Below are 22,844 nucleotides of genomic sequence, written 5' to 3'. Positions count from 1 at the left end.
TCCGGGAGCTGCCCCTACCGATACGGACCCGAGCGGTCCGGCTGTGCCTACAGGTGCGGCAGGATCGCCGGCATCAGGTCCTGGAAGGTGCGGCCGTTGGCCGGGTTGCCGAGGGCGGTCATCTGCCACCCGGCGCCCACGCGGTGCACCTTGGCCATGATCTGGGCGGTGTACTGGCCGCCGCCGTCCAGCGTGTACCGGGCGAGCTCCTGGCCGTTGGTCTCGTCGACGATGCGGCAGAAGGCGTTCTGCACCTCCTGGAACGTCTGGCCGGTGAAGGAGTTCACCGTGAAGACGATCTGGTCGATGTGGACCGGCACCCGCTGCAGGTCGACGAGGATCGCCTCGTCGTCGCCACCGGAACCGGCGCCGCCCACCAGGTTGTCGCCGGTGTGCTTCACCGAGCCGTCGTCGCTGACGAGGTGACGGAAGAAGACCACGTCGACCGGCTGCTTGTCAGCGAACAGCACCGCCGAGGCGTCCAGGTCGATCTCCCGTGTGCGCGACCCGAACAGACCGCGGCGCGGCGCCGCCTGCCAGCCGAGCCCCATCCGTACCGCGGTCAGGGTCCCCCCGTCGCTCTTCTGCAGGCTGATGGCCTGACCCTTGGTCATGTTGACCGTCACGCGCTGTCCCCTCTCCGCTGCCCCGCACCCGTCCGTGCGGCTGTCCAGCACCCTACGCAGTCACGCCGAAGGCGCAGCAGCTTCGGGCGTTTTTGTGTCGGTCTTGCAACACACCGGCCGCGATGGGTCAGGCGAGGCCCGCCTCCCGCATCTGGCGCAGCTCCTTCTTCAACTCGCCCACCTCGTCGCGCAGTCGGGCGGCCACCTCGAACTGCAGGTCCGCGGCTGCTGCCCGCATCCGGTCGGTCATCTCCTCGATGATCCCGGCGAGCTCGGTGGCGGGCCGGTCCGTGACCACCGCGCCGGCCTTCTTGGCTCCGGCCGCCTTTCCCGCCTTGCCCGCCTTGCCGCTGAGCGCGGGAACGGGCGCCTTGACGGCCTTCCCCTGCCGGTAGCCGCTGCCGAGCAGCTCCTCGGTGTCGATCTCCTCGCGGGCGATCGTCGCGACGATGTCGTTGATCTTCTTGCGCAGCGGCTGCGGATCGATCCCGCGCTCGGTGTTGTACGCGATCTGCTTCTCCCGGCGCCGGTTGGTCTCGTCGATGGCCTTCTCCATCGCCGGGGTGATCTTGTCCGCGTACATATGGACCTGGCCGGACACATTGCGGGCCGCGCGGCCGATCGTCTGGATGAGGGATGTTCCGGAGCGCAGGAAGCCCTCCTTGTCGGCGTCGAGGATGGCCACCAGGGACACCTCGGGCAGGTCGAGACCCTCGCGGAGGAGGTTGATGCCGACCAGGACGTCGTACTCCCCGGCCCGCAGTTCGCGGAGCAGCTCGACGCGGCGGAGCGTGTCGACGTCGCTGTGGAGATAACGGACCTGGATGCCCAGCTCCAGGAAGTAGTCCGTGAGGTCCTCGGACATCTTCTTGGTGAGGGTGGTGACCAGGACCCGCTCGTCCTTCTCGGTGCGCTTGCGGATCTCGTGCACCAGGTCGTCGATCTGGCCCTCGGTGGGCTTGACGACGACCTCCGGGTCGACGAGCCCGGTGGGGCGGATGATCTGCTCCACGAACCCGTCGCCGCGGGACAGCTCGTACTTGCCCGGGGTGGCGGAGAGATAGACGGTCTGACCGATCCGCTCCGTGAACTCCTCCCACCTCAGGGGGCGGTTGTCGAGGGCGGACGGCAGCCGGAAGCCGTGGTCGACGAGGCTGCGCTTGCGGGAGGCGTCGCCCTCGTACATCGCGCCGATCTGCGGCACGGTGACATGCGACTCGTCGATGACGAGCAGGAAGTCCTCGGGGAAGTAGTCGAGGAGGGTGTTGGGGGCGGTGCCGGGCTCGCGCCCGTCCATGTGCATCGAGTAGTTCTCGATGCCGGAGCAGGTGCCGATCTGGCGCATCATCTCGATGTCGTACGTGGTGCGCATCCGCAGCCGCTGGGCCTCCAGCAGCTTGCCCTGCTTCTCCAGCTCGTCGAGGCGCTCCTGCAGCTCCTGCTCGATGCCGTTGACCGCCTTCTCCATGCGCTCCGGGCCCGCCACGTAGTGGCTGGCGGGGAAGACGTAGAGCTCGCGGTCCTCGCTGATCACCTCGCCGGTGAGCGGATGGAGGGTGGAGAGCGCCTCGATCTCGTCGCCGAACATCTCGATGCGGACGGCGAGCTCCTCGTAGACCGGGAAGATCTCGATGGTGTCGCCGCGCACCCGGAAGGTGCCACGGGTGAACGCGACGTCGTTGCGCGTGTACTGGATCTCGACGAAGCGGCGCAGCAGCTGGTCGCGGTCGATCTCCTCCCCCACCGTGAGCGGAACCATGCGGTCCACGTACTCCTGCGGCGTACCGAGGCCGTAGATGCAGGAGACCGAGGCGACCACGACGACGTCGCGGCGGGTGAGCAGCGAGTTCGTCGCGGAGTGGCGCAGCCGCTCGACCTCGTCGTTGATCGACGAGTCCTTCTCGATGTAGGTGTCCGACTGCGGGATGTACGCCTCGGGCTGGTAGTAGTCGTAGTACGAGACGAAGTACTCGACGGCGTTGTTGGGGAGCAGCTCGCGGAACTCGTTCGCCAGCTGGGCGGCGAGCGTCTTGTTCGGCGCCATCACCAGGGTGGGGCGCTGCAGCTTCTCGATCATCCAGGCGGTGGTCGCCGACTTACCGGTGCCGGTCGCGCCGAGCAGCACGACATCCTTCTCACCTGCCCGGATACGCCGCTCCAGCTCGGCGATGGCAGCGGGCTGGTCGCCGCTGGGCTGGTAGGGACTGACGACCTCGAAAGGCGCCACCGAACGTTCGATCTTCGAAACGGGCCGCATGGAACCACGGTACGACCCCCCACTGACATTGATACTCGTAGCCGGGTTCCGGTGGTCGTGGCTCCACCACTGACTGACGCCCTGCTGGGCTGTCCTCCGGTTGTTCTGTCCGGCTGCCGGGACCCGTTCTTCATGGCTCCGGCCAGGTGGAACAACCGGGCCCGGTCACCGGTCCCGGGGCGGTGAGGAGGCCCGGTGCTGCGAGTGGAACGACGCCGGGTCGGCGTGGGTACCGAAGCGCGGGACCTGGCGCTGGACGGGGATGCCGGGAGGCCGACCGGCGCCGACTCCGTTCCGGGGGTCGTCCCAGTCCGGGGAACCCATCACCACCAGGGGATCGAACATGACGACCACCGCGGCGAGCAGGAGGAAGCAGGCCGGACCGATCATCAGCGGGATCAGGGCCGAGACCGGCCCGCTGTCGGTCACGGAATCCGCGACGGCCGCGGGGTGCAGATGGACGCTGAGCGCGGCCATGCCCGTGTAGTGCATCCCACTCACGGCCACGCCCATCACCACGCCGGCGCCGAGGCTGGGCAGGAAGCCGTGGATGGAGACGGCCGACCACAGTGCGGTCGTGGAGGCGACCACGGCGATGACGACGGAGAGCGAAACGGTGAGCGTGTCGTAGTCGAGCGTTCCCTGGAGGCGCATGCCGGCCATACCGAGATAGTGCATGGTGGCCACGCCGAGTCCGGTGATGGTGCCGCCGGTGACCAGGGCCATGGAGGTGGCGCCGCGGTAGCCGACGATGAAGATGCCGATACCGACCATGACGATCGCGATGGCCAGGCTGGCGAACGTGATCGGGGTGTCGTAGCCGATCGGGATGCCGTCGACGCTGAAGCCCATCATCGCGATAAAGTGCATCGTCCATATGCCGGAGCCGATGGAGGTGGCCCCGAGGGCGAGCCAGCCGGCCTTGAAGGAACGCTCGGTGCGCAGCGACCGCGTCGTGCAGCGCAGTCCGAGGGTCGCGCCGAGGAACGCCATGAGGAACGCCGCAACGGGCGTCACCACTCCATAGCTGAAACCGTCGATTGTGCCCTGCATGCTCGTACGCCCTTCGAGGAGGCCCGGGTTCGGGGTGACCCTAAGGCGCAAGTCCCGGCAAACAAACAGAAGAGCTGCACTTTATCGACCGGGAAACCGGCTTGTGACTCCGTCAGGCCTGCCGCGTTCACATGATGGCCACCCTTCACCCGCCCCTCGTCGGGTGGCGGCTGTCACGCTCGGCCCGTTCGCCGCTCTGCCGCGAGGAGTACACGTGCACGCACGCACCGCAGCCGTCTCCCTCACTGCCGCCGCCCTGCTGGGCGTCGGCGCGCTGCTGCTTCCCACCCTCCGTTCATCGGCCACGGACACCGGCTCGGCCACGGTAACGGAGACAGTGACCGGCAGCCGGACGGTCGGCGCGCGGGCCACCGGGGCGCCCGCCGCGGCCCCGGTCGTCTTCGCCCACCGGGGCGCCTCGGCGTACGCGCCGGAGAACACCCTGGCCGCCGTCGACAGGGCCGACCGCCTCGGCTTCGACTGGGTGGAGAACGATGTCCAGCTCACCAGGGACGGTGTGCCGGTCGTCATCCATGACACCGGTCTGAAGCGGACCACCGACGTCGCGAACGTCTTCCCGGACCGTGCGCCGTGGGCGGTCAAGGACTTCACGGCCGCGGAGATCGCCCGGCTGGACGCGGGCAGCTGGTTCGGTGCGCGGTACACCGGGACCCGGATCCCCACGCTCACGCAGTACCTGGACCGGATCGGGCGCAACCGGCAGAAGCTGCTGCTGGAGATCAAGAGCCCCGAGCTCTATCCGGGCATCGAGAAGGACACCCTGCGGGTGCTGCGCCGGGCGGGGTGGCTCGACCGCGATCACGTCAGGAGCCGACTCGTGATCCAGAGCTTCTCCGCGGGCAGTCTGAAGAAGGTCCATCAGCAGCGTCCGGACGTCACCACCGGCCTCCTCGGCACCCCTGCGATCGCCGATCTGCCGTCGTACGCGGCGTTCACCGACCAGATCAACCCGTCGTACAGGTCGATCGGCGCCGACTACGTAGCCGCTGTGCACGCGCTGAAGGGCGCGCACGGCAAGAAGCTCAGGGTCAACACCTGGACGGTCAACGATGCGGCGACCGCCGCGAAGGTGGACCTCCTCGGCGTGGACGGGATCATCACCAGCACCCCTGATGTGGTGCGCGAGGCGACCGGCTGACGACCGGAGGGAGCATTCCGCCCCCCGTTGTCAGTGGCCGGCCGTACGGTGGATTCCATGAACAGCAACGGGGGTGCCGGCGGAGGCGATGTCGGCGGCAGGGTCGAGTGGGCCGTCGTCGGGAGCGACATCGGGCCGCTGCTGCTTGCCGCGACCGACGCGGGGCTGGTGAGCGTGGTCTTCCACGCCGGGCCCGCCGTGCGGGACAGGGCGGTCGGGCAGTTGCGCACCCGTCTCGGGACGGAGCCGGTGGAGGCGCCCGGTTCGGGGCGCCTGGCCGAGCCGATACGCCAGCTCGCGGAGTACTTCGCCGGCTCGTTGCGGGAGTTCTCGCTCGACCTGGACTGGTCGCTGACCACAGGCTTCAACCGCCAGGTGCTCCGCGAGCTGGCGACGGGTGTGCCGTACGGAACGGTCGTCGGGTACGGGGACCTCGCCGAGCGGGCTGGGCAGCCGGGCGCGGCGCAGGCGGTCGGAGCGGCCATGGGGTCCAACCCACTGCCCGTGGTGGTGCCCTGCCACCGGGTGGTGGAGAGCGACGGCGGACTCGGCGGGTTCGGCGGCGGCCTGGAGACCAAGCGGCAGCTGCTGGCGCTGGAAGGGGTTCTTCCGCAACCGCTGTTCTGAGCCCGCGTGCCCCGACCGGCCCGGAACCCGTTTTCGTACCCCCGTGCAAGCTGGCACACTCCGTCAGTGACCAACACCCTCGATGCACCTGACTCCCCCACCGGACCCGGCGGACCAGGCGGACCCACCGCGGCCACACCCGTCACCGCGGCGGAGCTGCCCGCTCTTCGGCGCAGGACGTCCGCGGTGCTGATCGCCTCTCAGATCCTCGGCGGCCTCGGTGTGCCCATCGGTATCGCCCTGGCCCCCGTGCTGGCAACACAAGTGAGCGGCTCCGAGGCGCTGTCCGGTCTCGCGCCGACCGCGTCGGTGACCGGCACGGCGCTGCTGTCGTTGCCGCTGGCCGCCCTGATGACCTCGCGGGGCCGACGCCCCGGCCTCGTTCTCGCGTATCTGATCGGTGCGCTGGGCGCGGGGCTGGTGGTCGTGGCCTCCGTCGTGGGCAGTTTCCCGTTGCTGCTGCTCGGCATGGCCGGGTTCGGTGCCGGTTCGTCGGCCAATCTGCAGGCGCGGTTCGCCGCCGCCGACCTGGCCGAGCCGGACCGTCGCGGCCGGGCGATCTCCACCGTCATCTGGGCCACCACGATCGGTTCGGTCCTCGGCCCCAACATTGCGGCTCCGGCGGGCCGGGTCTTCCGGTCCACGTCCATACCCGAGACGGCCGGACCGTTCCTCTGGGCCGCCGGGATCTTCCTGCTCGCCGCGGTGGTGGTCGCGGTGCTGCTGCGGCCCGATCCGCTGCTCACCGCGCGTGCGCTGGCCCCGCAGGACAGCCGGTCCGCGGGCGGCCGTTCGCTGCGGGCGGGCATCGCGGCGGTGCGGGCCTCGCCGATGGCCCGGCTGGCGCTGGTGACGGTGGCCGGATCGCACACCGCGATGGTGTCGATCATGGTGATGACCCCGGTCGATCTGGGCCACCACGGCGCGGACCTGCAGCTGATCGGCCTGGTCATCAGCGGCCACATCGCGGGCATGTACGCGTTCTCACCCGTGATGGGCTGGCTCTCCGACCGCTTCGGACGGCTCGCCGTGATCGGTCTGGCCGTCGGGCTGCTGTCCTGCGCCGCGCTGCTGGCCGGCACCGCCGGTCCCAGTCATGGCCAGACGGCCGCCGGTCTGTTCGTGCTCGGGCTCGGCTGGTCGGCGGGCCTGGTGGCCGGTTCGGCGCTCCTCACCGACTCCGTGCCGCAGCCCGCCCGCGCCGCCGTGCAGGGTCTGTCGGACCTGACCATGAACACGGCGGCGGGCATCGGCGGCGCGGTCGCCGGGGTGATCGTCTCCCAGGCGGGTTACGGCTGGCTGAACGCGGCCGGCGCCTGCCTGTTGCTGCCGATGGCGGCACTGGCGCTGCGCCGGGCGCTGTCCCGGCCCGCCACCACCTGACCGGGGCGGGACCGGAACGTGACCGGATCGGGCGAACGGGGAGCGGCACCGGACCGCAGGCGCCCGCCGGACAGGCGCCGGGTGCTCAGAGGCTGATGTGGTACGCCTTGCGCAGCGTCTCGTGCACGGTCCACGTCGTACGGTCGCCCTCGCGCAGGACGCAGGCGTCACCCGGGCCGATCTCCAGCGTCTCGCCGTCCTCGACCACGACGGTCGCGCGCCCGCTGACGACCACGAACAGCTCGTTGGCCTCGGTGTCGGTGACCACGCCGGGCGTGATCTGCCAGATGCCCCGCAGCTGCTTGCCGTCCGGCGACTCCCAGAGCACCTTGCCGGTCACCACGGGCTCGCCCGAGACGATCTGAGCGGGGTCGAGCGGTTCCGGTTCGAGGTCGGCGTCCGGGATGTGCACAACGAAGGAAGCGGGAACTTGATCAATTGTCGTCATGGTCGGTCACCCTAGCGATCGCGTCGGGACGTCGTGCCACCAGGACCGGCTGAAAATGCCGGGTCCGTCGTTCTCGTGCGGGTGCGCCGTCCGGTTGCCGCGGTGGTGTCGACGTGGTGCTCATGGCGCGGACGACGGCGTCGAGCGACGCGTCGCGGAGGGGAAGGGCCCACACTCGGCGACTGTTCGGCTCCCGGGACACGTTTGAGGCCGGACCGCCCGCGACAGGGATGTGGACATGTCACCGAACGCGCCGCAGCGCGCCCACCCGTACGCACCGGCCCTCTCCACCGAGGTACAGGAAGCCCTCGCCGCGCACCGCCCCGTCGTGGCACTGGAGTCGACGATCATCGCGCACGGCCTGCCGCGACCCCGGAATCTACAGGTCGCGGAAGAGCTGGAAGAGCTCGTACGGTCGGCGGGGGCCGTCCCCGCGACCATCGCCGTACTGGACGGAAGGGCCCATGTCGGCCTGGACAAGTCCGAGTTGGAGCGGGTCGCCGGAGATCCGACGATGCGGAAGCTCGGGCACCGGGACCTCGCTCCGGCACTGGCGGCGGGAGCGAGCGGAGCGACGACCGTGTCCGCGACGGCGTTCCTCGCGGCCCGCGCCGGGCTGCGCGTCTTCGCGACGGGCGGCCTCGGCGGTGTACACCGGGGGTGGACCGAGACCCAGGACGAGTCCGCGGATCTCCGGCTGCTCGCACGGACCGACATCACCGTGGTGTGCGCGGGCGTGAAGTCGATCCTGGACGTCCCCGCGACGCTGCAGCGCCTGGAGACACTCGGGGTCGGAGTACTCGGCTACCGCACGGAGCACTTCCCCGGCTTCTATCTCAGCAGTTCGGGGGAACCGGTGGACTGGACCGTGCGCACGCCCGAGGAGGTCGCGGAAGTGATGCGGGCCGGGGACACGCTCGGCGGTCCCGCCGCGGCGCTGATCGTCGCCAACCCCGTACCGCAGAAGGACCAGCTGGATCCCGCGCTGCACGACCGCGTACTGGCGGAGGCACTGGACTCGTGCCGGGAGCGCGGCATCGTGGGCCAGGCCGTCACACCCTTCCTGCTCAACCATCTGATGCGGCAGACCGAAGGGGCGTCGCTGGAGGCCAACGTGGCGGCGGTGCGCGGAAACGTATCGCTTGCGGCGCGGATCGCCGTCGCCTGGGCCACGATCCACGAGGGACCGCTGGAGCGGGACCCGGCAGGATCCCAGTGACCGGCGGCGGCCTTCTCGTCGTCGGGGACGTGGTCACGGACGTGGTGGCCCGGCATGTCTCGCCACTCGTCCACGGCACGGACACGGCGGCCCGGATCAGCACGCTGCCGGGCGGGGCCGGCGCCAATGCCGCCTGCTGGGCGGCGCGTTCGGGCTGCCAGGACGTGCGACTGGTGGCGCGGGTGGGCGCGGACTCCGCGGCCTGGCACGAGGATGTGCTGCGGCGGGCGGGAGTGCGTCCTCTGCTGGTGGTGGACGACGGGGCGCCGACCGCCACCGTCGTCGCGCTCGTCGACTCCGCGGCCGAACGCACCTTCCTCACCGACAGCGGCGCCGTACTGCGCCTCTCCCCCGCCGACTGGTCACCGTCCCTGCTCGACGGCATCGCACATCTGCATCTCTCCGGCTATCTCCTCTTCGCCGCGACGAGCCGCGCGACGGCCCTGCTCGCCCTGCGGGAGGCCCGGCGGCGGAACATCCCGGCGAGCGTGGATCCAGCCTCCGCGGGCTTCCTCGCCGAACTCGGCGCCGACACGTTCCTGACGGCCGTGGAGGGAGCGGAGCTGCTGCTGCCGAACGCGGACGAGGCCCGGCTGCTCACCGGACTCCCCGAACCGGCCGACGCCGCCGCCAAGCTGAGCCTGATGTTCCCTCAGGTCGTCGTCACCCTGGGCGAGGAGGGCGCCCTGCTCGCCGCCGGAGGAACGGTAACCGGACGCGTTCCGGCCGTTGCGGGGCGCGCAGCGGTGGACTCCACCGGGGCGGGCGACGCGTTCACCGGAGGGTTCCTCGCGGCGCGGCTGGCGGGGGCGAACGAGGCCACGGCCGCAGCGGCGGGCTGCCGGTCGGGGGCCGAGGCGGTCGCAACGGTCGGCGGCCGGCCCGGCGGGTGACCTACCCGCCCCCGGGCAACCCGGTCCAGGCGGGGTGGAGCGGATCGTCGGCCCGGACGACCGCGTCCGCATGCCCGGCGGGCTCCACCTCCTCCTCGTACCGCGCGAAAGCTGGCAGCGTCCACCGCTCGCTCTCCTCGGTGCGCGGCCGCAGCGCACCCGGCGAGAGCCGCAGATGGAGACTCAGGTCGAACGGGAACCAGTGCCCTTCTATCCGCCGCAGTCCACCGCTTCGGCGTCGTCGGAGAGCAGTCGTCCAGTGTGCGCGTCAGCGTCCCCGACTTGACGACGGCGATCAGCTGGCCGCTGTGGGTGTGCCAGCCGGTGGAGCCTCCCGGCTCCAGGGTGATCGTCCGGAAGGTCACGTCCGTACGGCCCTTCGGCGTCTTCACCTTCAGTTTGCCGACCGATGTGCCCTTCGCGACAACCGTGCCGCTCACCCCGCTCCCGGGGGTGGCGAGTGCCGCCGACGGCACGAAGCCGAGCGCCGCCACACAGCCGCCGATGACCAGGGCCTTACCCACTCGCCCCTGCGGCCCTTGCTGTTCCTCCCATTCCAGCTGTTCCGGCTGCCCCTGCCGTCTGGCGATCCTCACGCGAATTCCCTCCGCCTCGGCGCCCCGGACATCCCAAATAACCCGACGCTACCCGGGAGTTGATCCTCGGAATCACCGGGACGCAGCGGTCTTCGAGAAGGCCGCCACGAAGGTCCTCACCAAGGTCGCCGCGACGGCCCTCGCAATAGTCACGCGCCGCGCAGCTCAGCGGCCAGCGCCCCCTCGCCCGCGACCTCGATGCGTCCGTCCTTCACGGCCTCGGCGAGCGTGAATTCACCTCGCCCGAGCGCGAGACAGACCTCGTCGTCGAGCACGATCCGGGCGTCCGCGTGAGCGGCCGGCCCGTCCCCGTACACCCCCGTACCGTCGGCCGGTCCACTCGATCCGTCCACGCGCACGTGGAACTCCCCCTCGTCGAGGCGGACTTCGACGACTCCCGCGTGGGTCAGCCCGTCCAGCGCGCGCAGCAGCGGCAGCGCGAACCAGTGCGCCCGCACCGCATCCGTCGGCCGCCGCTCGCCGATCGCCGGCGCGCCCCACTCGGCAAGCGCGGCGAGGACCGGCAGCAACCCGTGGCCGCGCTCGGTCAGTTCGTACACCGACGCGGCGCCGGGCGGCGGCAGCCTCCGGCGGGTGGCCAGGCCGCCCAGCTCCATGTCCTTGAGCCGGGACGCGAGGACGTCCGTACTGACGCCGGGAAGGTCGGCGTGCAGATCGGTGTAGCGGCGTGGCCCCGCCAGCAGTTCACGGACGATCAGCAGGGTCCAGCGGTCCCCCACGGAGTCGAGGGCCCGGGCGGTGGCGCAGAACTGGTCGTAACTTCGGCGGCGCGCGGCGCGTGCGGGTGGCTGCTGCTGACGTGGCATGCGACGCAGTCTAGACATGTTGTTGGACTTTCCAAGCTCATACTTGGTAAAACCAAGTATCGCAATCGGGTCGGGGAGGCACCGCATGGAATTCCGGCAGTCCAGCAAGCTCAACGAGGTCTGTTACGAGATCCGGGGCCCGGTCATCGAGCACGCCAACGCCCTGGAGGAGGCGGGCCACAGCGTGCTCCGCCTCAACACGGGCAACCCCGCGCTCTTCGGATTCGAGGCGCCGGAGGAGATCGTCCAGGACATGATCCGGATGCTCCCGCAGGCCCACGGCTACAGCGATTCGCGCGGCGTCCTCTCCGCCCGCCGCGCGGTGGCGCAGCGCTACCAGGCGATGGGACTGACCGATGTCGGGGTGGACGACATCTTCCTCGGCAACGGGGTGTCCGAACTGATCTCCATGTCCGTACAGGCGCTGCTGGAGGACGGCGACGAGGTGCTCATCCCGTCGCCCGACTATCCGCTGTGGACCGCGGTGGTCACCCTCGCGGGCGGCAGGGCCGTGCACTACACCTGCGACGAGGCTTCGGACTGGAATCCGGACCTCGCCGACATGGCATCGAAGATCACCGACCGCACCAGGGCCGTCGTGATCATCAACCCGAACAACCCGACCGGCGCCGTCTATCCGCGCGAGATCCTGGACGGCATCCTCGACCTGGCGCGCAGGCACGGTCTGCTGGTCCTCGCCGATGAGATCTACGACCAGATCCTCTACGACGACGCCGAGCACCACAGCGTGGCAGTCCTCGCCCCCGACCTGGTCTGTCTCACCTTCAGCGGTCTGTCGAAGACGTACCGGGTGGCGGGGTTCCGCTCCGGCTGGATGGTGGTGTCCGGCCCGCAGCAGCACGCCCGCAACTATCTGGAGGGCCTGACGATGCTCGCCTCCATGCGGCTGTGCCCGAACGCCCCGGCGCAGTACGCCATCCAGGCCGCGCTCGGCGGCCGGCAGTCCATCCGGGAACTGGTGGCTCCGGGCGGCAGGCTGTACGAGCAGCGCAACCGGGCCTGGGAGAAGCTCAACGAGATCCCCGGAGTGTCGTGCGTGAAGCCGAAGGGCGCGCTGTACGCGTTCCCGCGCATCGACCCGAAGGTGCATCGAATCGTCGACGACGAGAAGTTCGTCCTGGATCTGCTGCTGCGGGAGAAGATCCAGGTGGTTCAGGGCACGGGCTTCAACTGGCCGCGTCCCGACCACTTCCGGATCCTGACACTCCCGTACGCTGACGATCTCGACGCGGCGATCAGCCGCATCGGCCGCTTCCTGACCGGATACCGCCAGTGATCGGATGCCCCTGGTGACCTGCCCCGCCTGCCGCGCTCCCGTCCTCACTCAGTTCGCCTCGTCCGAGCTTGTCGGTCCGATCGTGGAGGGCGGACTCGATCCGGCCACCGACCCCGCCTGGGCGGAGTCGGGCGCGGCATCACCGGCCGAGTATGCGCGCTGGGCAGGTCATCTGTGCGGTATGACCTGCCTGCGCATGGCGCTCGGCGCCGGGGCCCCGTCCCTGTTCGTGCTGCGCGACGGTGCGCTCAAGTACGGCGCGTACACGGAGGATGCGGACGGGGTGATCCGGGGCCTGATCTACGCCCCCTTCGCGGAGTACGTACAGGACGCGCACGGCCTCGACGCCACGGTCCACCGCCATCTCTCGACGCAGGAGATCCTCGGTCTGCTCGACGGCGGCCGGACGGTCATGGCCTCGGTGCACCACGGCATCCGCCATCCACAGCGGCCCGCTCCGGGGCGGGGCGGCCATCTGGTGCTGCTGACGTCCCAAACGGCCGACGGCACCGGCGTCCACTTCCACAACCCGTCCGGTACGACGGCCACAACGCGTGCCGCGGAGCTTCCGCTGCCCGCCTTCGAGCGCTTCTTCGCGGGGCGCGGGGTGTCACTGCCCGCGGGCGTGTGACGGGACGTCCCGGGAAGCGGGAGCGGGCCCGCGGGCGCAGTCGGCCCACGGCTCATCCGTGACCACGGGGGCTCGCGGGGTCAGCGTTCAGCCGGGCAGTGCCGCGGTGAGGTCGACCTCGATCAGCTGTCCTGGGAAACCGAGCCGCGCGACGCCGAGCAGCGTGCTCGCGGTGGTGAACGCGGGCCCGATGGCCGAGCCGGTGAGCCGGCGCCAGGCGGCTCCAAGGTCCGTGACGTCGTCGCTGACCACGTAGACGACCGACCGGACGACCCGGGAGGGCTCGGCGCCCACGGCCGCCAGGGCGACGGGCGCATTGGCCGCCACCTGATCGATCTGGGCGTCGAGGTCGCCCGGTCCCACCAGCGCGCCGGAACGGTCGAGCGGACACTGCCCGGCCAGGTACGCGGTCCGGCCCGCCTCCACCACAGTGATGTGGTGATAGGCGGGTGTGGGGTGCGGCTGGTCCGGATCGATCCGGCTGTTCTCCGCAGTCATGCGGATGAGTCTGACGGCCCGGGCCACGGGGCGCACCGGGATTTCGGCGGGCCCGCAGGCCGCTCATGCAGCCGTACGGGCCCCGCGCCCGTGCGGCCGGTTGAGCCGGCGCGCCAGCCCGTGCGCTCCCGCGACGGCCACCGGGAGGAACGCCAGCGTCGCAGCCGCCGCGCCGACGCCGCCGCTCTCGATACCGGCCGCCTTCAACCGCCGCACGGCCCACAGCGAGTACGGGATGACAACGGTCGGCGCCGTGGCGACCCCCGGTGTGTAGCCGCGGTACGCCAGTGCCTGCGCCATGTGCACGATGCCGTGCAGCCCGAATCCGACCAGTACGGTCCGGAAGAACGGGCTGCGACCGCCGGAGCGCGCCCCGTCCGCCGACGCCGCCGCCATGACTCCGCGCCCATGGCCGCCGATCAGACCGTGAACCGCCGCCCGGGCAAGGGCCCTCGTGCCGCCGAGGCGATCTTCGACACCACGCTGCGCCATCTCGCGGAACGCGGGTACGCCCGTCTCACCATTGAGGCCGTCGCTCAGGACTCCGGGGTCAACAAGACGACGATCTACCGTTGGTGGCCCTCGAAACCGGCGCTGCTGCGGGCGGCCATGCTCCATGCCCGGGTCCTCGACATCGACATCCCCGATACGGGCAGTCTCCGCGGCGACCTGATCGCCCTCACCGAACAGATCGTCGGCCTGCTCACCGACGAGCGTACGGAACCGGTCGCCCGCGCCATGACCGCGGGCACCGGCCTGCCGGACGACGAACTCGCCGCGCTCACCCGCGACTTCTTCGCCGACCGGTTCTCCCGCGAGCAGCCGGTCTTCGCCCGCGCCATCGCCCGTGGTGAACTCCCGAAGGACGCCGACCCGATGCTGCTGCTGGACCTGATCGCGGGGGCGGTCTGGATGCGTGTGCTGCTCCGCCGCGAACCGGTACCGCCGGACTTCGCCCGCGATGTCGTCGATGCCGTGCTGCCTCGCTGAGTGCGGCCCCGGCACGGTCCGGCGGGTCTTCCGGTACGACCCGTACCGCGACTTCCTGGTCTGTGCGCATTGCGGCTGGTCGCCTTCGCTCCTGACGATGGAGAAGATCGTCGACGGGCGTCGGCACACGGCGCCGGCCGGGGGCTGTCCCAGCAGCAGAACGAGTCGTTCCGGAAGGCGGGACTGATCGTGCTGCCGGTCGTCGTCGTGCTGCTGATCGCTGTCTTCGCCTGCCTGCGGAGCTGACAAGCAGCCAGGGAGTCCGGGCGGAGCCGGTGTCAGCGGCCGAGCAGAGCCATGAGTGCGCCCACCGGGTCGGTGTCCGGCATCGCGCGGGGCCACCAGTCGTCCTTGTCCCGGTCCGATTCGTAGCCGTACCAACGGCCGTCGCGCCCGAAGCGGAGCTGAAGGGTGCCGGTGGGGTGGGTGAGGTGGTTGCGCCAGGGGTGGAAGCGGGGGAAGTCGGTGGCTGCGAGCGCGGGGCGGGCCCGGTCGAAGGGACCGGCCGGGGGGTCCCAGGGAGTTTCCAGGACGTCCAGCCCTTCGGCGCCGCCCTGGCGCCAGGCGGCGACGGCGCGAGCCAGGTCGGTGGTGGTGCGGCCGGTGGCGTAGGCGAGCTCGCGGTAGAGGGCGCGGGTGGTGGCGGTGAGCCCGGCGGTGGGGCGGGCGGCGGCCAGCCGGACGGCGTCCTGCCAGGGGGTGAGTCCGGCGAGCGGATCGTGTCCGGTGGTGAGGAGCGTGAGCGCGCGGACCGCCGCGTCGGTGGCGAGGTGGTCGAGGGCGAGCGGGTCGCGGGCGCCGGGCAGTTCGGGGTACGAGGGCGGCTGGCCGGGATGCGCGGGTTCCGGGAGCGGGGAGGGCAGCGGCGGCAGGAATCGGTCGGCGAACGCTTCACGCGCCGGCACGGAGGGGGTGGCGACGGCCGTGGGCCGTTCCCGGGCAGAGTGCGCGGCGTTGCGCCGGCCCAGTTCCTCGACGAGTTCGCGCTCGCCCCGGCCGCGCAGCAGCAGGAGGACGAACGGGTCGGTGTCGAGCAGGCGGGCCATCTGGTAGCAGAGGGCGGCGACGTGCTTGCAGGGCCAGCCGTGGTCGGGGCAGGAACAGCTCGGGTCGAGGTCGTCCGCGGCGGGCAGCAGTCCGATGCCGGTCTCGGCCGCCGTGTCGACCAGTCCGTGCGGCATCTCCTTGGCGAGCAGCGCGGAGAGATGGCCGGGCCGCTCGGCGACGGCGTCGAGGAAGGTGTCCCAGCCGGTGTCGGTGAGGGTCCGCAGCCGCAGTTCGGTCCGGTACGGGCGGGGGCGACTGCCCTGGACGTAGGCGACGACGCGGCCGGGAGTCACGGTGATCGCGGCGACATGGCCGCTGTCGGCGTACGTACGGCCGCGGGCGAGGCGCCCCTCGTCCATCGACAGGGACTCCAGCGCCGCCACCCAGGACCGGCCCCACCAGCTGTCCGCGAACGGTGCGCCGCCCTCGGACGTGCGGGGCGGCACGGCGTCGAAGGTGCGCCGCAGGTCGTCGGGGCCCGGGCGGGCGCGGACATACGACGCGGACCGGGAGCGGGGGCTCATGACGGCCTCCGGAGCGAGACGAGATCGGCGAGGTCACGGTCGCTGAGTTCGGTCAGCGCGGTCTCTCCGGCGCCGAGCACCGCGTCGGCCAGGGCCTGTTTGGCCGCCAGCATGTCGCCGATCCGGTCCTCGACGGTGCCTTCCGCGATCAGCCGGTGCACCTGGACGGGCTGGGTCTGGCCGATGCGGTACGCGCGGTCGGTGGCCTGCTCCTCGACCGCAGGGTTCCACCAGCGGTCGTAGTGGATGACATGGGCGGCGCGGGTGAGGTTCAGTCCGGTGCCCGCCGCCTTGAGGGAGAGCAGGAAGACGGGTACCTCGCCGGACTGGAAGCGGTCCACCATCCGTTCCCGTTCGGCCACCGGTGTACCGCCGTGCAGGAGCTGGGACGGGACGGCGCGCGACGCGAGGTGGGCGGAGAGGATCCGGGCCATCGTCACGTACTGGGTGAAGATCAGCACGGAGCCGTCCTCGGCGAGGATCGTGTCGAGGAGTTCGTCGAGCAGGGCGAGCTTGCCGGACCGGCCGATGAGGCGGGTCGGCTCCTCCTTCAGGTACTGCGCGGGATGGTTGCAGATCTGCTTGAGCGAGGCCAGCAGCTTCATGATCAGTCCGCGGCGGGCGATGCCTTCGGAGGCCTCGATGAACGCCATGGTCTCGCGTACCGCCGCCTCGTACAGCGTGGCCTGTTCGCGGGTGAGGAAGACGGGGTGGTCGGTCTCCGTCTTGGGCGGCAGCTCCGGGGCGATGCCCGGATCTGACTTCTTGCGGCGCAGCAGGAACGGCCTGACCAGCCGGGAGAGACGCTCGATCGCTTCCTCGTTCCCGAGTCCTGCCGCGGTGCCGGTGTTCTCGACGATCCGGGCGTGCCGGGCGCGGAACGCCTTGAGGGGGCCGAGCAGCCCGGGGGTGGTCCAGTCGAGCAGGGCCCAGAGCTCGGAGAGGTTGTTCTCCACGGGGGTGCCGGTGAGCGCGATCCTGGCCGGGGCCGGGATGGTGCGCAGCGCCTTCGCGGTGGACGAGTGCGGATTCTTCACGTGCTGCGCCTCGTCGGCGACGACAAGTCCCCAGCTGTGCCGGGCGAGTTCGGCGGCGCTGGACCGCATCGTTCCGTACGTGGTGAGGACGAAGCCGTCGTCGGGGTCGTCGAGCGTGCGGTCGGTGCCGTGGAAGCGGCGGACGGGAACACCCGGCGCGAAGCGGTTGATCTCCCGGTGCCAGTTGCCCAGGAGGGAGGCGGGGCAGATCACCAGGGTGGGTGCGGGGTGCGCGCGGCGCAGATGCAGGGCGATGACGGTGATGGTCTTGCCGAGTCCCATGTCGTCGGCGAGGCAGCCGCCGAGGCCGAGCGATGTCATCCGGTCGAGCCAGGCCAGGCCGCGCAGTTGGTAGTCGCGGAGCGTGGCGTCCAGCCCGGGCGGCGACTCGATGGTGGCGTCGTCGGCGAGGATCCGGGTGCGGAGTTCGGCGAGGGCACCGGCGGGCACCGCCTCGACCTGTTCACCGTCCACCTCCGCGCTGCCGGTCAGCGCGACGGCGAGGGCGTCCACCGGGTCGAGCAGGCCGAGCTCACGCTTGCGTGCCTTGCGTACGAGCGCGGGGTCGACGACGACCCACTGGTCCCGCAGGCGCACCACCGGGCGGTGGGCCTCCGCGAGGATGTCCATCTCCCGCTCGGTGAGCTGCTCGGCGCCCAGCGACAGCTGCCAGTTGAAGGAGAAGAGCTGCTCGGCGTCGAAGAACGAGGTGCCGTCGGTGGCTGAGCCGGGCGCGGGCCGTACGACGGCGGCGGCCGTGAGGGAGCGGACGAGTTCGCGCGGCCAGTGGACGCTCACGCCGGCCGCCGCCAGCCGCGCCCCGGCGTCGCTCAGCAGCTCGTACAGCTCGTCCTCGGTGAGGGCGAGCACGTCGGGGACCGGCTGGTCAAGCAGCCGTTCCAGCGGCGTCCAGACGCGGGCGGCGCGGCGCAGTGCGAGCACGGCGTCGATCCTGGCCCGCGGCCCGAACGGTTCTCCGCCACCGCCGTTCCACAGTGCGGCGGCGTCGATGACGTACGTCGGGTCGGCCAGGCTGTGCACCTGCGTGATCGCTGCGGCGGCATGCCGCGCGGCGCCGCGGTGGATGTCCGCGGTGTCTTCGGTGGAATCGCCGGCGTCGGGGCCGCCGTAGGTGTCGGCGGTGTCGAAGAGTTCGTACGCCGACAGGTCGAGCCGGAGCGACACCCGCACCCCCGCGTCCAGACCGGCAGCGACCTCGGCGGCCCAGTCGCGGGCGCGGGGCAGATGCTGGGCCTCGCGGGCCGCGAAGGGGGCCCCCATCGCGTACGCCGCCGCGGGTGTCCGGGGCAGGGTGTCGGCGACCGCGTCGAGGAACGCACCGACCAGCGACTCGGGGTCCGGGAGCTGAAGCGGTGTGCGGTCCGGGAGCGGGACGGCATGTGCCTCGGGCGGCATGGCTGCGGCGATCGCGCGCAGATGGGCGATGTCCTCGGCGTCGCGCGGACCGGCCCGCCAGGCGTCGTGGTCCTCGGCCGTCAGACCGGGGACCAGCCGGCCGCGCGCCACCAGGTTGAGCCCATGGAGTGCGGCCGCTCCCCAGCAGCGGGCGGCCGGATGAGCGGACTGCCGGTACCGGGCGCGGACCAGCAGGGGCAGGGCGTCGGCGACGGGCAGCAGGACGGCGGGCACGGCGCGGACACGGACCTCACCCTGCTGCCCGTGACGTCGCACGATGGTGATCTCGGCGCCCTCGGCCGACCCGGCCGGCCCGGCCTCCGGAAGCGGACCGTCGTCCGGGGCCCAGAAGGCGACTCGCCCGTCCCGCGGCAGCGAGGCCGGCAGGAAGACGGCAGCGCACCGCAGGAAGCGAGCCGTGGCCGCGTCCTGCGTGTCCTGTTGCACACGCCCTGCCGAGGCCATCGCACCCCTCCCGTCCCGCGCTCGATCGTCTGATCTCACTGACTCCGCGAGTCTAGGCGGGGGGTCTGACAACCGGTCCTCGGCCGGCATTCACTCAGGTCAGTGCCTGGCGAGTGGCTTCGGGCGGGCGACCCGCGTGGGCCCGGAGGCCACCGGCGCGGCGGCAGGCGCAGGCGGAGGCGGAGGCGCTGCCTCAGGCACCACGGGCGGCACCTGTTGCGGCTCCGGCTGCGGTTGTTGCTGCGGCGGCTGCGGTTGTTGTTGCGGTTGCTGCTGCACCTGTCCGGGTTGCTGCGCCCGCTCCAGGAACCGGAGCAGTTCCACCGGGAACGGCAGCACCAGTGTGGAGTTCTTCTCCGCCGCGACCGCGACCACGGTCTGCAGCAGCCGCAGCTGCAGCGCGGCCGGCTGGCGGGACATCTCGCCGGCCGCTTCGGCGAGTTTCTTCGATGCCTGCAGTTCCGCGTCCGCGTTGATGACCCGCGCGCGCCGCTCGCGGTCGGCCTCGGCCTGGCGCGCCATGGAGCGCTTCATCGTCTCCGGCAGCGATACGTCCTTGATCTCCACCCGGTCGATCTGGACGCCCCAGCCCACCGCAGGGCTGTCGATCATGAGCTCCAGTCCCTGGTTCAGCTTCTCCCGGTTGGACAGCAGGTCGTCGAGGTCGCTCTTGCCGATGATCGACCGCAGGGATGTCTGCGCCATCTGCGACACCGCGAAACGGTAGTCCTCGACTTCCACGACCGCGCTCGCCGCGTCGACCACCTTGAAGTAGATGACCGCATCCACCCGCACCGTCACGTTGTCCCTCGTAATGCCGTCCTGTGCGGGCACGGGCATCGTCACGATCTGCATGTTGACCTTCCGCAGCCGCTCGACGCCGGGAAGGATCATGGTGAATCCGGGGCCGCGCACATCGTTGCGCAGCCTGCCGAGCCGCAGCACGACGCCCCGTTCGTACTGCTTCACGATCCGCGCAGCGGCCGCCGCGTAGACCACACCCACGGACGCCGCCGCCGCTATCGCGATCACCAGTTCTTCGACCATGACGGCCCCCTGAAAGCCGGAAATGCCTTATTCACGCCGCTATTACCACGTTATGCCCATTAAGTACATCGGGCGAACCCCGACCCACGCGATGATCACCCGGCAGGCCCCGTACCGGATGCCGGGGCCGCCAGGAGCGGGCAGGGTGACCATCGTCAGCACCTGATGTACGGACGAGCCGGACGAGACAGACGAGGACCCGCCCATGCCCGTGATCGATCAACGACGCCGCCGTCTCGGCATCGCAGCCGGGACCGCGCTCCTGACCCTCACCGTCGCCGGCTGTTCCGGCCTCGGTCGCACCGCGGTCGGGCCGGTCACCTACGTCACCGAGCGGGATGCCGTGATCATGTTGAACAGCCCCTCGGTGAAGGGCTGCCACCGGCTCATTCCGGGCGCCAAAGCAGTGAGGAACGGGACCCTGATCGACATCATCCTGTACCGGACACGGGACTGCACGGGCCCGGGGACGACGTATCTCGCCACCACGTTCACCGATGTGAACGCAGCGACCTCCCTCCCCTGGCGCAGCTTCAGCACGGTCCACTGACCGCGGTGGCGGCGAGCCGCCGCAGCCCGGCACCGAGGCGCATCCGCGGGACGCTGTTCGGTGCCGGGCTGCGGCAGTGGACGTACGGAGGTCCGCTCGGCCTACGCACGCCTGCGGATGAGCGCGACCAGCCGTGCCGTTCTGTCCCGCTGCTCCCGGGCGATCAGGACGACCAGCCCGATGAGCAGTGCGGGCATGATCGCGTTCACCGGGTCGAGCAGCGTCAGTTGGACGATGGAGGCGCCGGCCAGCAGTCCGGCGAAGGCCATCGCCGCGACGCCGGACAGCAGGGGAACCAGCAGGGCGATGGCGCCCGCCATCTCCAGGGCGCCGATGAGGTACATCGCACCATGGCTCCAGCCCATGCGGTCGAAGGAATCGACCGCGGTTTCATGGGCGATCAGCTTGGCGAACGCGCTGAAGGCGAAGAACAGGGCGAGTACGACCCGCGCGACGGTCAGCGCGACCGCGCCGCGGCTGCGTGCCGTGTTCTCCGTCGTGGCGTCAGCGGTCGTCGAGTACGTCGCCGTCTTGATCTCGGACATCGGGGTCTCCTCGAAGAAGCGTCGCGTGGTGTCGCGTACACAGGGGTAGACCCCGCCGCCGTCCGAAACTCATCGCATCTCCCCCGCCCTGGGGTCTTTCGTTTGGATCAGGCCGGATCAGCCCCCGCGAGCCCGGCATGATCCAAACGAAAGGTCCTACGCGGGCAGGGCCCGCACCCACACCCCGTCAGCCGTGAGATACCGGTCCACGGTCAGTCCCGCCGCCTCCAGATGCCCCTCGAACTGTTCCTTCGTCAGCCGGCGCGACAGAAAGGTCTGGGTCCATCGCGCATCGTCGAAGACGTACTCCAGGCGTACCGCCATCACCTCGTCGCCGACGGGGTCCGCCGAGACGATCCGTACGATGCAGCCGGACGCGTCGACACGCTCCCGCGGCAGATCGGTGTGGTAGTCGATGCCCTCACGTTGCAGCAGCACGACGCCACCATCCCTGACGTGCCGTCGGCAGACGCGCAGCATTCCGTCGCGCACCCGTCGTCCGCTCATATCCATCCGAACGAACGGCCGTTGGGCCCGGTTCCCGGCACACGGCGCCCACCCGCGCCGGGCTCCTCGCCGCCCGGTGTCCGTCAGCACACCGGATAGCGCTCCTGCGGCCACGCCACCGCCTGCTCGAACTCCAGGCACAGATCATCCGCCAGCTCGGCGATCACGGCCCGCCCCTCCGTCAGCACGAGCCAGGAAGACGGGAGTTGCACGTCCCCGTGGTGGGCGCCGAGCAGATTGCCGCAGACCGAGCCGGTGGAGTCGCTGTCGCCCGAGTGGTTGACCGAGAGCAACAGCGACTGGGCCACCTCGTCGGCGCCGGGCAGCACCAGTGCGCAGTACACGGCGATGGCGAGGGCCTCCTCGGCCACCCAGCCCGCCCCCAGCGACTCCACCTTCTCGGCGGTCGGCGCCCCCTGCGCGGCCAGGTCGACGGCTGCGCGCAGCGCCGCCGTCGTCTCCTCGTGCCCCGGGTGGCGGGCCAGCAGCTCCATGGCGCGCAGCACGGCGCCCGCCATCGAGTCGCCCTCCAGCAGATGGGCGATGATCGCGGCGAGGGCCCCGGCGGCGAACGCACCGGTCGGGTGCCCATGGGTGATCCGGGCACAGCGGGCGGCGAGCGCGAAGCCGGTCGCCGCTCCCTCGCCGATCAGGCCGAAGGGCGCGGACCGCATCACCGTGCCGCATCCCTTGGACCCGGCGTTGACCGGACCCGGCAGGCCGATCGGTCCCGTCGGGTCCGGGATGTGGCCGGCCGCGAGTCCGGTGAGGCAGGCGTTGCCGGGGGCCCGGCGGGCGTACAGGAAGCGCTGCTGCCGCAGCCACCCGGTCCGTACGGGGTCGTCCCCGCCGCGGGCGGGCGGTGCCGGATGGTTCTGGGTGTCGAGCCAGCGCAGATAGGCGTTGCGGACCATCGCGGTCTCGGCGCCGCCCATCCCCTTCGACATGGCCCGGGAGTGCGCCCTGATCAGCCCTTCCGCGGTGAACAGGGTCATCTGCGTGTCGTCGGTGACCCGGCCGACGACCCCGTCCCCGTCCGCGACAGGTTCCCGGACGCCGCGCTCCCCGTATGCCCGGCGGATACCGGCGAGCGACAGGAATTCCACCGGGTTTCCCAGGGCGTCCCCGATCGCACCGCCGAGCAGCGACCCGCGGACCCGGGCCCGGCGGGTGGCGCTGTGCCCCCATGGTGTGCCGTTCAC

The 22,844-nt window shown here is 71.1% G+C and carries 22 protein-coding genes and 3 pseudogenes; 10 read left to right on the top strand and 15 right to left on the bottom strand.

What is annotated here, in order from left to right:
• Positions 1-47: 47 nt before the first annotated feature.
• The 3 genes from ACGFSA_RS12305 to ACGFSA_RS12295 form a co-directional block, all read right to left on the bottom strand.
• Positions 48-626: a TerD family protein gene (locus ACGFSA_RS12305; RefSeq protein ID WP_030919738.1), complete on the bottom strand. Its 579-nt coding sequence runs from the start codon at positions 624-626 to the stop codon at positions 48-50.
• 127 nt (positions 627-753) lie between these two features.
• Positions 754-2,883 (bottom strand): excinuclease ABC subunit UvrB, encoded by a 2,130-nt coding sequence (gene uvrB, locus ACGFSA_RS12300; protein ID WP_393303249.1) that lies wholly within the window; start codon positions 2,881-2,883, stop codon positions 754-756.
• Between the two features lie 165 nt (positions 2,884-3,048).
• Positions 3,049-3,936, bottom strand: coding sequence for an MHYT domain-containing protein (locus ACGFSA_RS12295; RefSeq protein WP_393303247.1), 888 nt, complete (start codon positions 3,934-3,936; stop codon positions 3,049-3,051).
• Positions 3,937-4,150: 214 nt separating this feature from the next.
• Between ACGFSA_RS12295 and ACGFSA_RS12290 the strand changes: the two genes are divergently transcribed.
• The 3 genes from ACGFSA_RS12290 (at position 4,151) to ACGFSA_RS12280 (ending at position 7,105) form a co-directional block, all read left to right on the top strand.
• A complete protein-coding gene (locus ACGFSA_RS12290) occupies positions 4,151-5,095 on the top strand; it encodes a glycerophosphodiester phosphodiesterase (protein WP_393303245.1) in 945 nt (314 codons plus the stop codon).
• 57 nt (positions 5,096-5,152) lie between these two features.
• On the top strand, positions 5,153-5,722 hold the full coding sequence (locus ACGFSA_RS12285; protein ID WP_393303243.1) for a methylated-DNA--[protein]-cysteine S-methyltransferase: 570 nt from the start codon (positions 5,153-5,155) through the stop codon (positions 5,720-5,722).
• Between the two features lie 66 nt (positions 5,723-5,788).
• Positions 5,789-7,105, top strand: coding sequence for an MFS transporter (locus tag ACGFSA_RS12280; RefSeq protein ID WP_393303241.1), 1,317 nt, complete (start codon positions 5,789-5,791; stop codon positions 7,103-7,105).
• A gap of 85 nt (positions 7,106-7,190) precedes the next feature.
• Here ACGFSA_RS12280 and ACGFSA_RS12275 read toward each other — a convergent pair whose 3' ends face one another.
• Positions 7,191-7,553 (bottom strand): cupin domain-containing protein, encoded by a 363-nt coding sequence (locus ACGFSA_RS12275; RefSeq protein WP_358860822.1) that lies wholly within the window; start codon positions 7,551-7,553, stop codon positions 7,191-7,193.
• Positions 7,554-7,791: 238 nt separating this feature from the next.
• Between ACGFSA_RS12275 and ACGFSA_RS12270 the strand changes: the two genes are divergently transcribed.
• Both ACGFSA_RS12270 and ACGFSA_RS12265 read left to right on the top strand, forming a co-directional pair.
• Positions 7,792-8,772: a pseudouridine-5'-phosphate glycosidase gene (locus ACGFSA_RS12270; RefSeq protein WP_393303239.1), complete on the top strand. Its 981-nt coding sequence runs from the start codon at positions 7,792-7,794 to the stop codon at positions 8,770-8,772.
• Positions 8,769-9,665, top strand: a complete 897-nt coding sequence (locus ACGFSA_RS12265; RefSeq protein WP_393303237.1) for a carbohydrate kinase family protein — start codon at positions 8,769-8,771, stop codon at positions 9,663-9,665. Before ACGFSA_RS12270 ends, ACGFSA_RS12265 begins: the two co-directional genes overlap by 4 nt.
• 1 nt (position 9,666) lies before the next feature.
• Here ACGFSA_RS12265 and ACGFSA_RS12260 read toward each other — a convergent pair.
• From ACGFSA_RS12260 to ACGFSA_RS12250, 3 genes and pseudogenes are all read right to left on the bottom strand, one after another.
• Positions 9,667-9,873, bottom strand: a pseudogene (locus ACGFSA_RS12260) (uridine kinase); the annotation flags it as partial.
• 37 nt (positions 9,874-9,910) lie between these two features.
• Positions 9,911-10,225: pseudogene (locus ACGFSA_RS12255) on the bottom strand (cupin domain-containing protein); the annotation flags it as partial.
• A 185-nt stretch (positions 10,226-10,410) separates the two neighbouring features.
• Positions 10,411-11,088, bottom strand: coding sequence for a winged helix-turn-helix transcriptional regulator (locus tag ACGFSA_RS12250; RefSeq protein ID WP_393303235.1), 678 nt, complete (start codon positions 11,086-11,088; stop codon positions 10,411-10,413).
• An 85-nt stretch (positions 11,089-11,173) separates the two neighbouring features.
• Here ACGFSA_RS12250 and ACGFSA_RS12245 point away from each other — a divergent pair, with 85 nt between their 5' ends.
• Together ACGFSA_RS12245 and ACGFSA_RS12240 are read left to right on the top strand one after the other, a co-directional pair.
• Positions 11,174-12,385, top strand: coding sequence for a pyridoxal phosphate-dependent aminotransferase (locus tag ACGFSA_RS12245; RefSeq protein ID WP_393303233.1), 1,212 nt, complete (start codon positions 11,174-11,176; stop codon positions 12,383-12,385).
• A gap of 13 nt (positions 12,386-12,398) precedes the next feature.
• On the top strand, positions 12,399-13,016 hold the full coding sequence (locus ACGFSA_RS12240) for a peptidase (protein ID WP_393303472.1): 618 nt from the start codon (positions 12,399-12,401) through the stop codon (positions 13,014-13,016).
• Between the two features lie 87 nt (positions 13,017-13,103).
• Here the strand turns inward: ACGFSA_RS12240 and ACGFSA_RS12235 are convergent, their stop codons facing one another.
• Positions 13,104-13,514 (bottom strand): Rid family hydrolase, encoded by a 411-nt coding sequence (locus ACGFSA_RS12235; RefSeq protein ID WP_393303231.1) that lies wholly within the window; start codon positions 13,512-13,514, stop codon positions 13,104-13,106.
• Positions 13,515-13,577: 63 nt separating this feature from the next.
• Complete coding sequence (locus tag ACGFSA_RS12230) at positions 13,578-13,910, bottom strand: HXXEE domain-containing protein (protein WP_393303229.1); 333 nt, start codon at positions 13,908-13,910, stop codon at positions 13,578-13,580.
• Positions 13,911-13,922: 12 nt separating this feature from the next.
• Here ACGFSA_RS12230 and ACGFSA_RS12225 point away from each other — a divergent pair, with 12 nt between their 5' ends.
• The gene (locus tag ACGFSA_RS12225) at positions 13,923-14,504 is read left to right on the top strand and encodes a TetR/AcrR family transcriptional regulator (RefSeq protein WP_393303227.1); all 582 of its coding nucleotides are present in this window, start codon (positions 13,923-13,925) and stop codon (positions 14,502-14,504) included.
• 69 nt (positions 14,505-14,573) lie between these two features.
• Positions 14,574-14,750 carry a hypothetical protein gene (locus tag ACGFSA_RS12220; protein WP_393303225.1) on the top strand — a complete coding sequence of 59 codons (177 nt, stop codon included), beginning with the start codon at positions 14,574-14,576 and terminating at the stop codon, positions 14,748-14,750.
• A 32-nt stretch (positions 14,751-14,782) separates the two neighbouring features.
• Here the strand turns inward: ACGFSA_RS12220 and ACGFSA_RS12215 are convergent, their stop codons facing one another.
• From ACGFSA_RS12215 to ACGFSA_RS12205, 3 genes are all read right to left on the bottom strand, one after another.
• A complete protein-coding gene (locus ACGFSA_RS12215; RefSeq protein ID WP_393303223.1) occupies positions 14,783-16,075 on the bottom strand; it encodes an SWIM zinc finger family protein in 1,293 nt (430 codons plus the stop codon).
• A complete protein-coding gene (locus tag ACGFSA_RS12210; protein WP_393303221.1) occupies positions 16,072-18,993 on the bottom strand; it encodes a DEAD/DEAH box helicase in 2,922 nt (973 codons plus the stop codon). Before ACGFSA_RS12210 ends, ACGFSA_RS12215 begins: the two co-directional genes overlap by 4 nt.
• A 99-nt stretch (positions 18,994-19,092) precedes the next feature.
• The gene (locus ACGFSA_RS12205; RefSeq protein WP_393303219.1) at positions 19,093-20,040 is read right to left on the bottom strand and encodes a slipin family protein; all 948 of its coding nucleotides are present in this window, start codon (positions 20,038-20,040) and stop codon (positions 19,093-19,095) included.
• A gap of 205 nt (positions 20,041-20,245) precedes the next feature.
• Between ACGFSA_RS12205 and ACGFSA_RS12200 the strand changes: the two genes are divergently transcribed.
• The gene (locus ACGFSA_RS12200; RefSeq protein WP_393303217.1) at positions 20,246-20,590 is read left to right on the top strand and encodes a hypothetical protein; all 345 of its coding nucleotides are present in this window, start codon (positions 20,246-20,248) and stop codon (positions 20,588-20,590) included.
• A gap of 101 nt (positions 20,591-20,691) precedes the next feature.
• Here ACGFSA_RS12200 and ACGFSA_RS12195 read toward each other — a convergent pair whose 3' ends face one another.
• From ACGFSA_RS12195 to ACGFSA_RS12185, 3 genes and pseudogenes are all read right to left on the bottom strand, one after another.
• Positions 20,692-21,135, bottom strand: coding sequence for a DoxX family protein (locus tag ACGFSA_RS12195; RefSeq protein ID WP_393303215.1), 444 nt, complete (start codon positions 21,133-21,135; stop codon positions 20,692-20,694).
• Positions 21,136-21,291: 156 nt separating this feature from the next.
• Positions 21,292-21,630, bottom strand: a pseudogene (locus ACGFSA_RS12190) (SAM-dependent methyltransferase); the annotation flags it as partial.
• Between the two features lie 95 nt (positions 21,631-21,725).
• Positions 21,726-22,844: an ADP-ribosylglycohydrolase family protein gene (locus tag ACGFSA_RS12185; protein ID WP_393303213.1), complete on the bottom strand. Its 1,119-nt coding sequence runs from the start codon at positions 22,842-22,844 to the stop codon at positions 21,726-21,728.

Origin of the sequence: Streptomyces sp. NPDC048496 (assembly GCF_043200055.1) — a bacterium.
GTDB lineage: Bacteria > Actinomycetota > Actinomycetes > Streptomycetales > Streptomycetaceae > Streptomyces.
The sequence above is the reverse complement of the archived record's forward strand: the minus strand, read 5'-3'. Positions and strand labels throughout refer to the sequence as shown.

Excerpts from the sequence above, each read along its gene's own strand:
- uvrB (WP_393303249.1), bottom strand. The coding sequence starts at position 2,883 with ATGCGGCCCGTTTCGAAGATCGAACGTTCGGTGGCGCCTTTCGAGGTC.
- ACGFSA_RS12295 (WP_393303247.1), bottom strand. The coding sequence starts at position 3,936 with ATGCAGGGCACAATCGACGGTTTCAGCTATGGAGTGGTGACGCCCGTT.
- ACGFSA_RS12285 (WP_393303243.1), top strand. The coding sequence starts at position 5,153 with ATGAACAGCAACGGGGGTGCCGGCGGAGGCGATGTCGGCGGCAGGGTC.
- ACGFSA_RS12275 (WP_358860822.1), bottom strand. The coding sequence starts at position 7,553 with ATGACGACAATTGATCAAGTTCCCGCTTCCTTCGTTGTGCACATCCCG.
- ACGFSA_RS12270 (WP_393303239.1), top strand. The coding sequence starts at position 7,792 with ATGTCACCGAACGCGCCGCAGCGCGCCCACCCGTACGCACCGGCCCTC.
- ACGFSA_RS12250 (WP_393303235.1), bottom strand. The coding sequence starts at position 11,088 with ATGCCACGTCAGCAGCAGCCACCCGCACGCGCCGCGCGCCGCCGAAGT.
- ACGFSA_RS12245 (WP_393303233.1), top strand. The coding sequence starts at position 11,174 with ATGGAATTCCGGCAGTCCAGCAAGCTCAACGAGGTCTGTTACGAGATC.
- ACGFSA_RS12235 (WP_393303231.1), bottom strand. The coding sequence starts at position 13,514 with ATGACTGCGGAGAACAGCCGGATCGATCCGGACCAGCCGCACCCCACA.
- ACGFSA_RS12230 (WP_393303229.1), bottom strand. The coding sequence starts at position 13,910 with ATGGCGGCGGCGTCGGCGGACGGGGCGCGCTCCGGCGGTCGCAGCCCG.
- ACGFSA_RS12225 (WP_393303227.1), top strand. The coding sequence starts at position 13,923 with ATGGCCGCCGATCAGACCGTGAACCGCCGCCCGGGCAAGGGCCCTCGT.
- ACGFSA_RS12215 (WP_393303223.1), bottom strand. The coding sequence starts at position 16,075 with ATGAGCCCCCGCTCCCGGTCCGCGTCGTATGTCCGCGCCCGCCCGGGC.
- ACGFSA_RS12210 (WP_393303221.1), bottom strand. The coding sequence starts at position 18,993 with ATGGCCTCGGCAGGGCGTGTGCAACAGGACACGCAGGACGCGGCCACG.
- ACGFSA_RS12205 (WP_393303219.1), bottom strand. The coding sequence starts at position 20,040 with ATGGTCGAAGAACTGGTGATCGCGATAGCGGCGGCGGCGTCCGTGGGT.
- ACGFSA_RS12200 (WP_393303217.1), top strand. The coding sequence starts at position 20,246 with ATGCCCGTGATCGATCAACGACGCCGCCGTCTCGGCATCGCAGCCGGG.
- ACGFSA_RS12195 (WP_393303215.1), bottom strand. The coding sequence starts at position 21,135 with ATGTCCGAGATCAAGACGGCGACGTACTCGACGACCGCTGACGCCACG.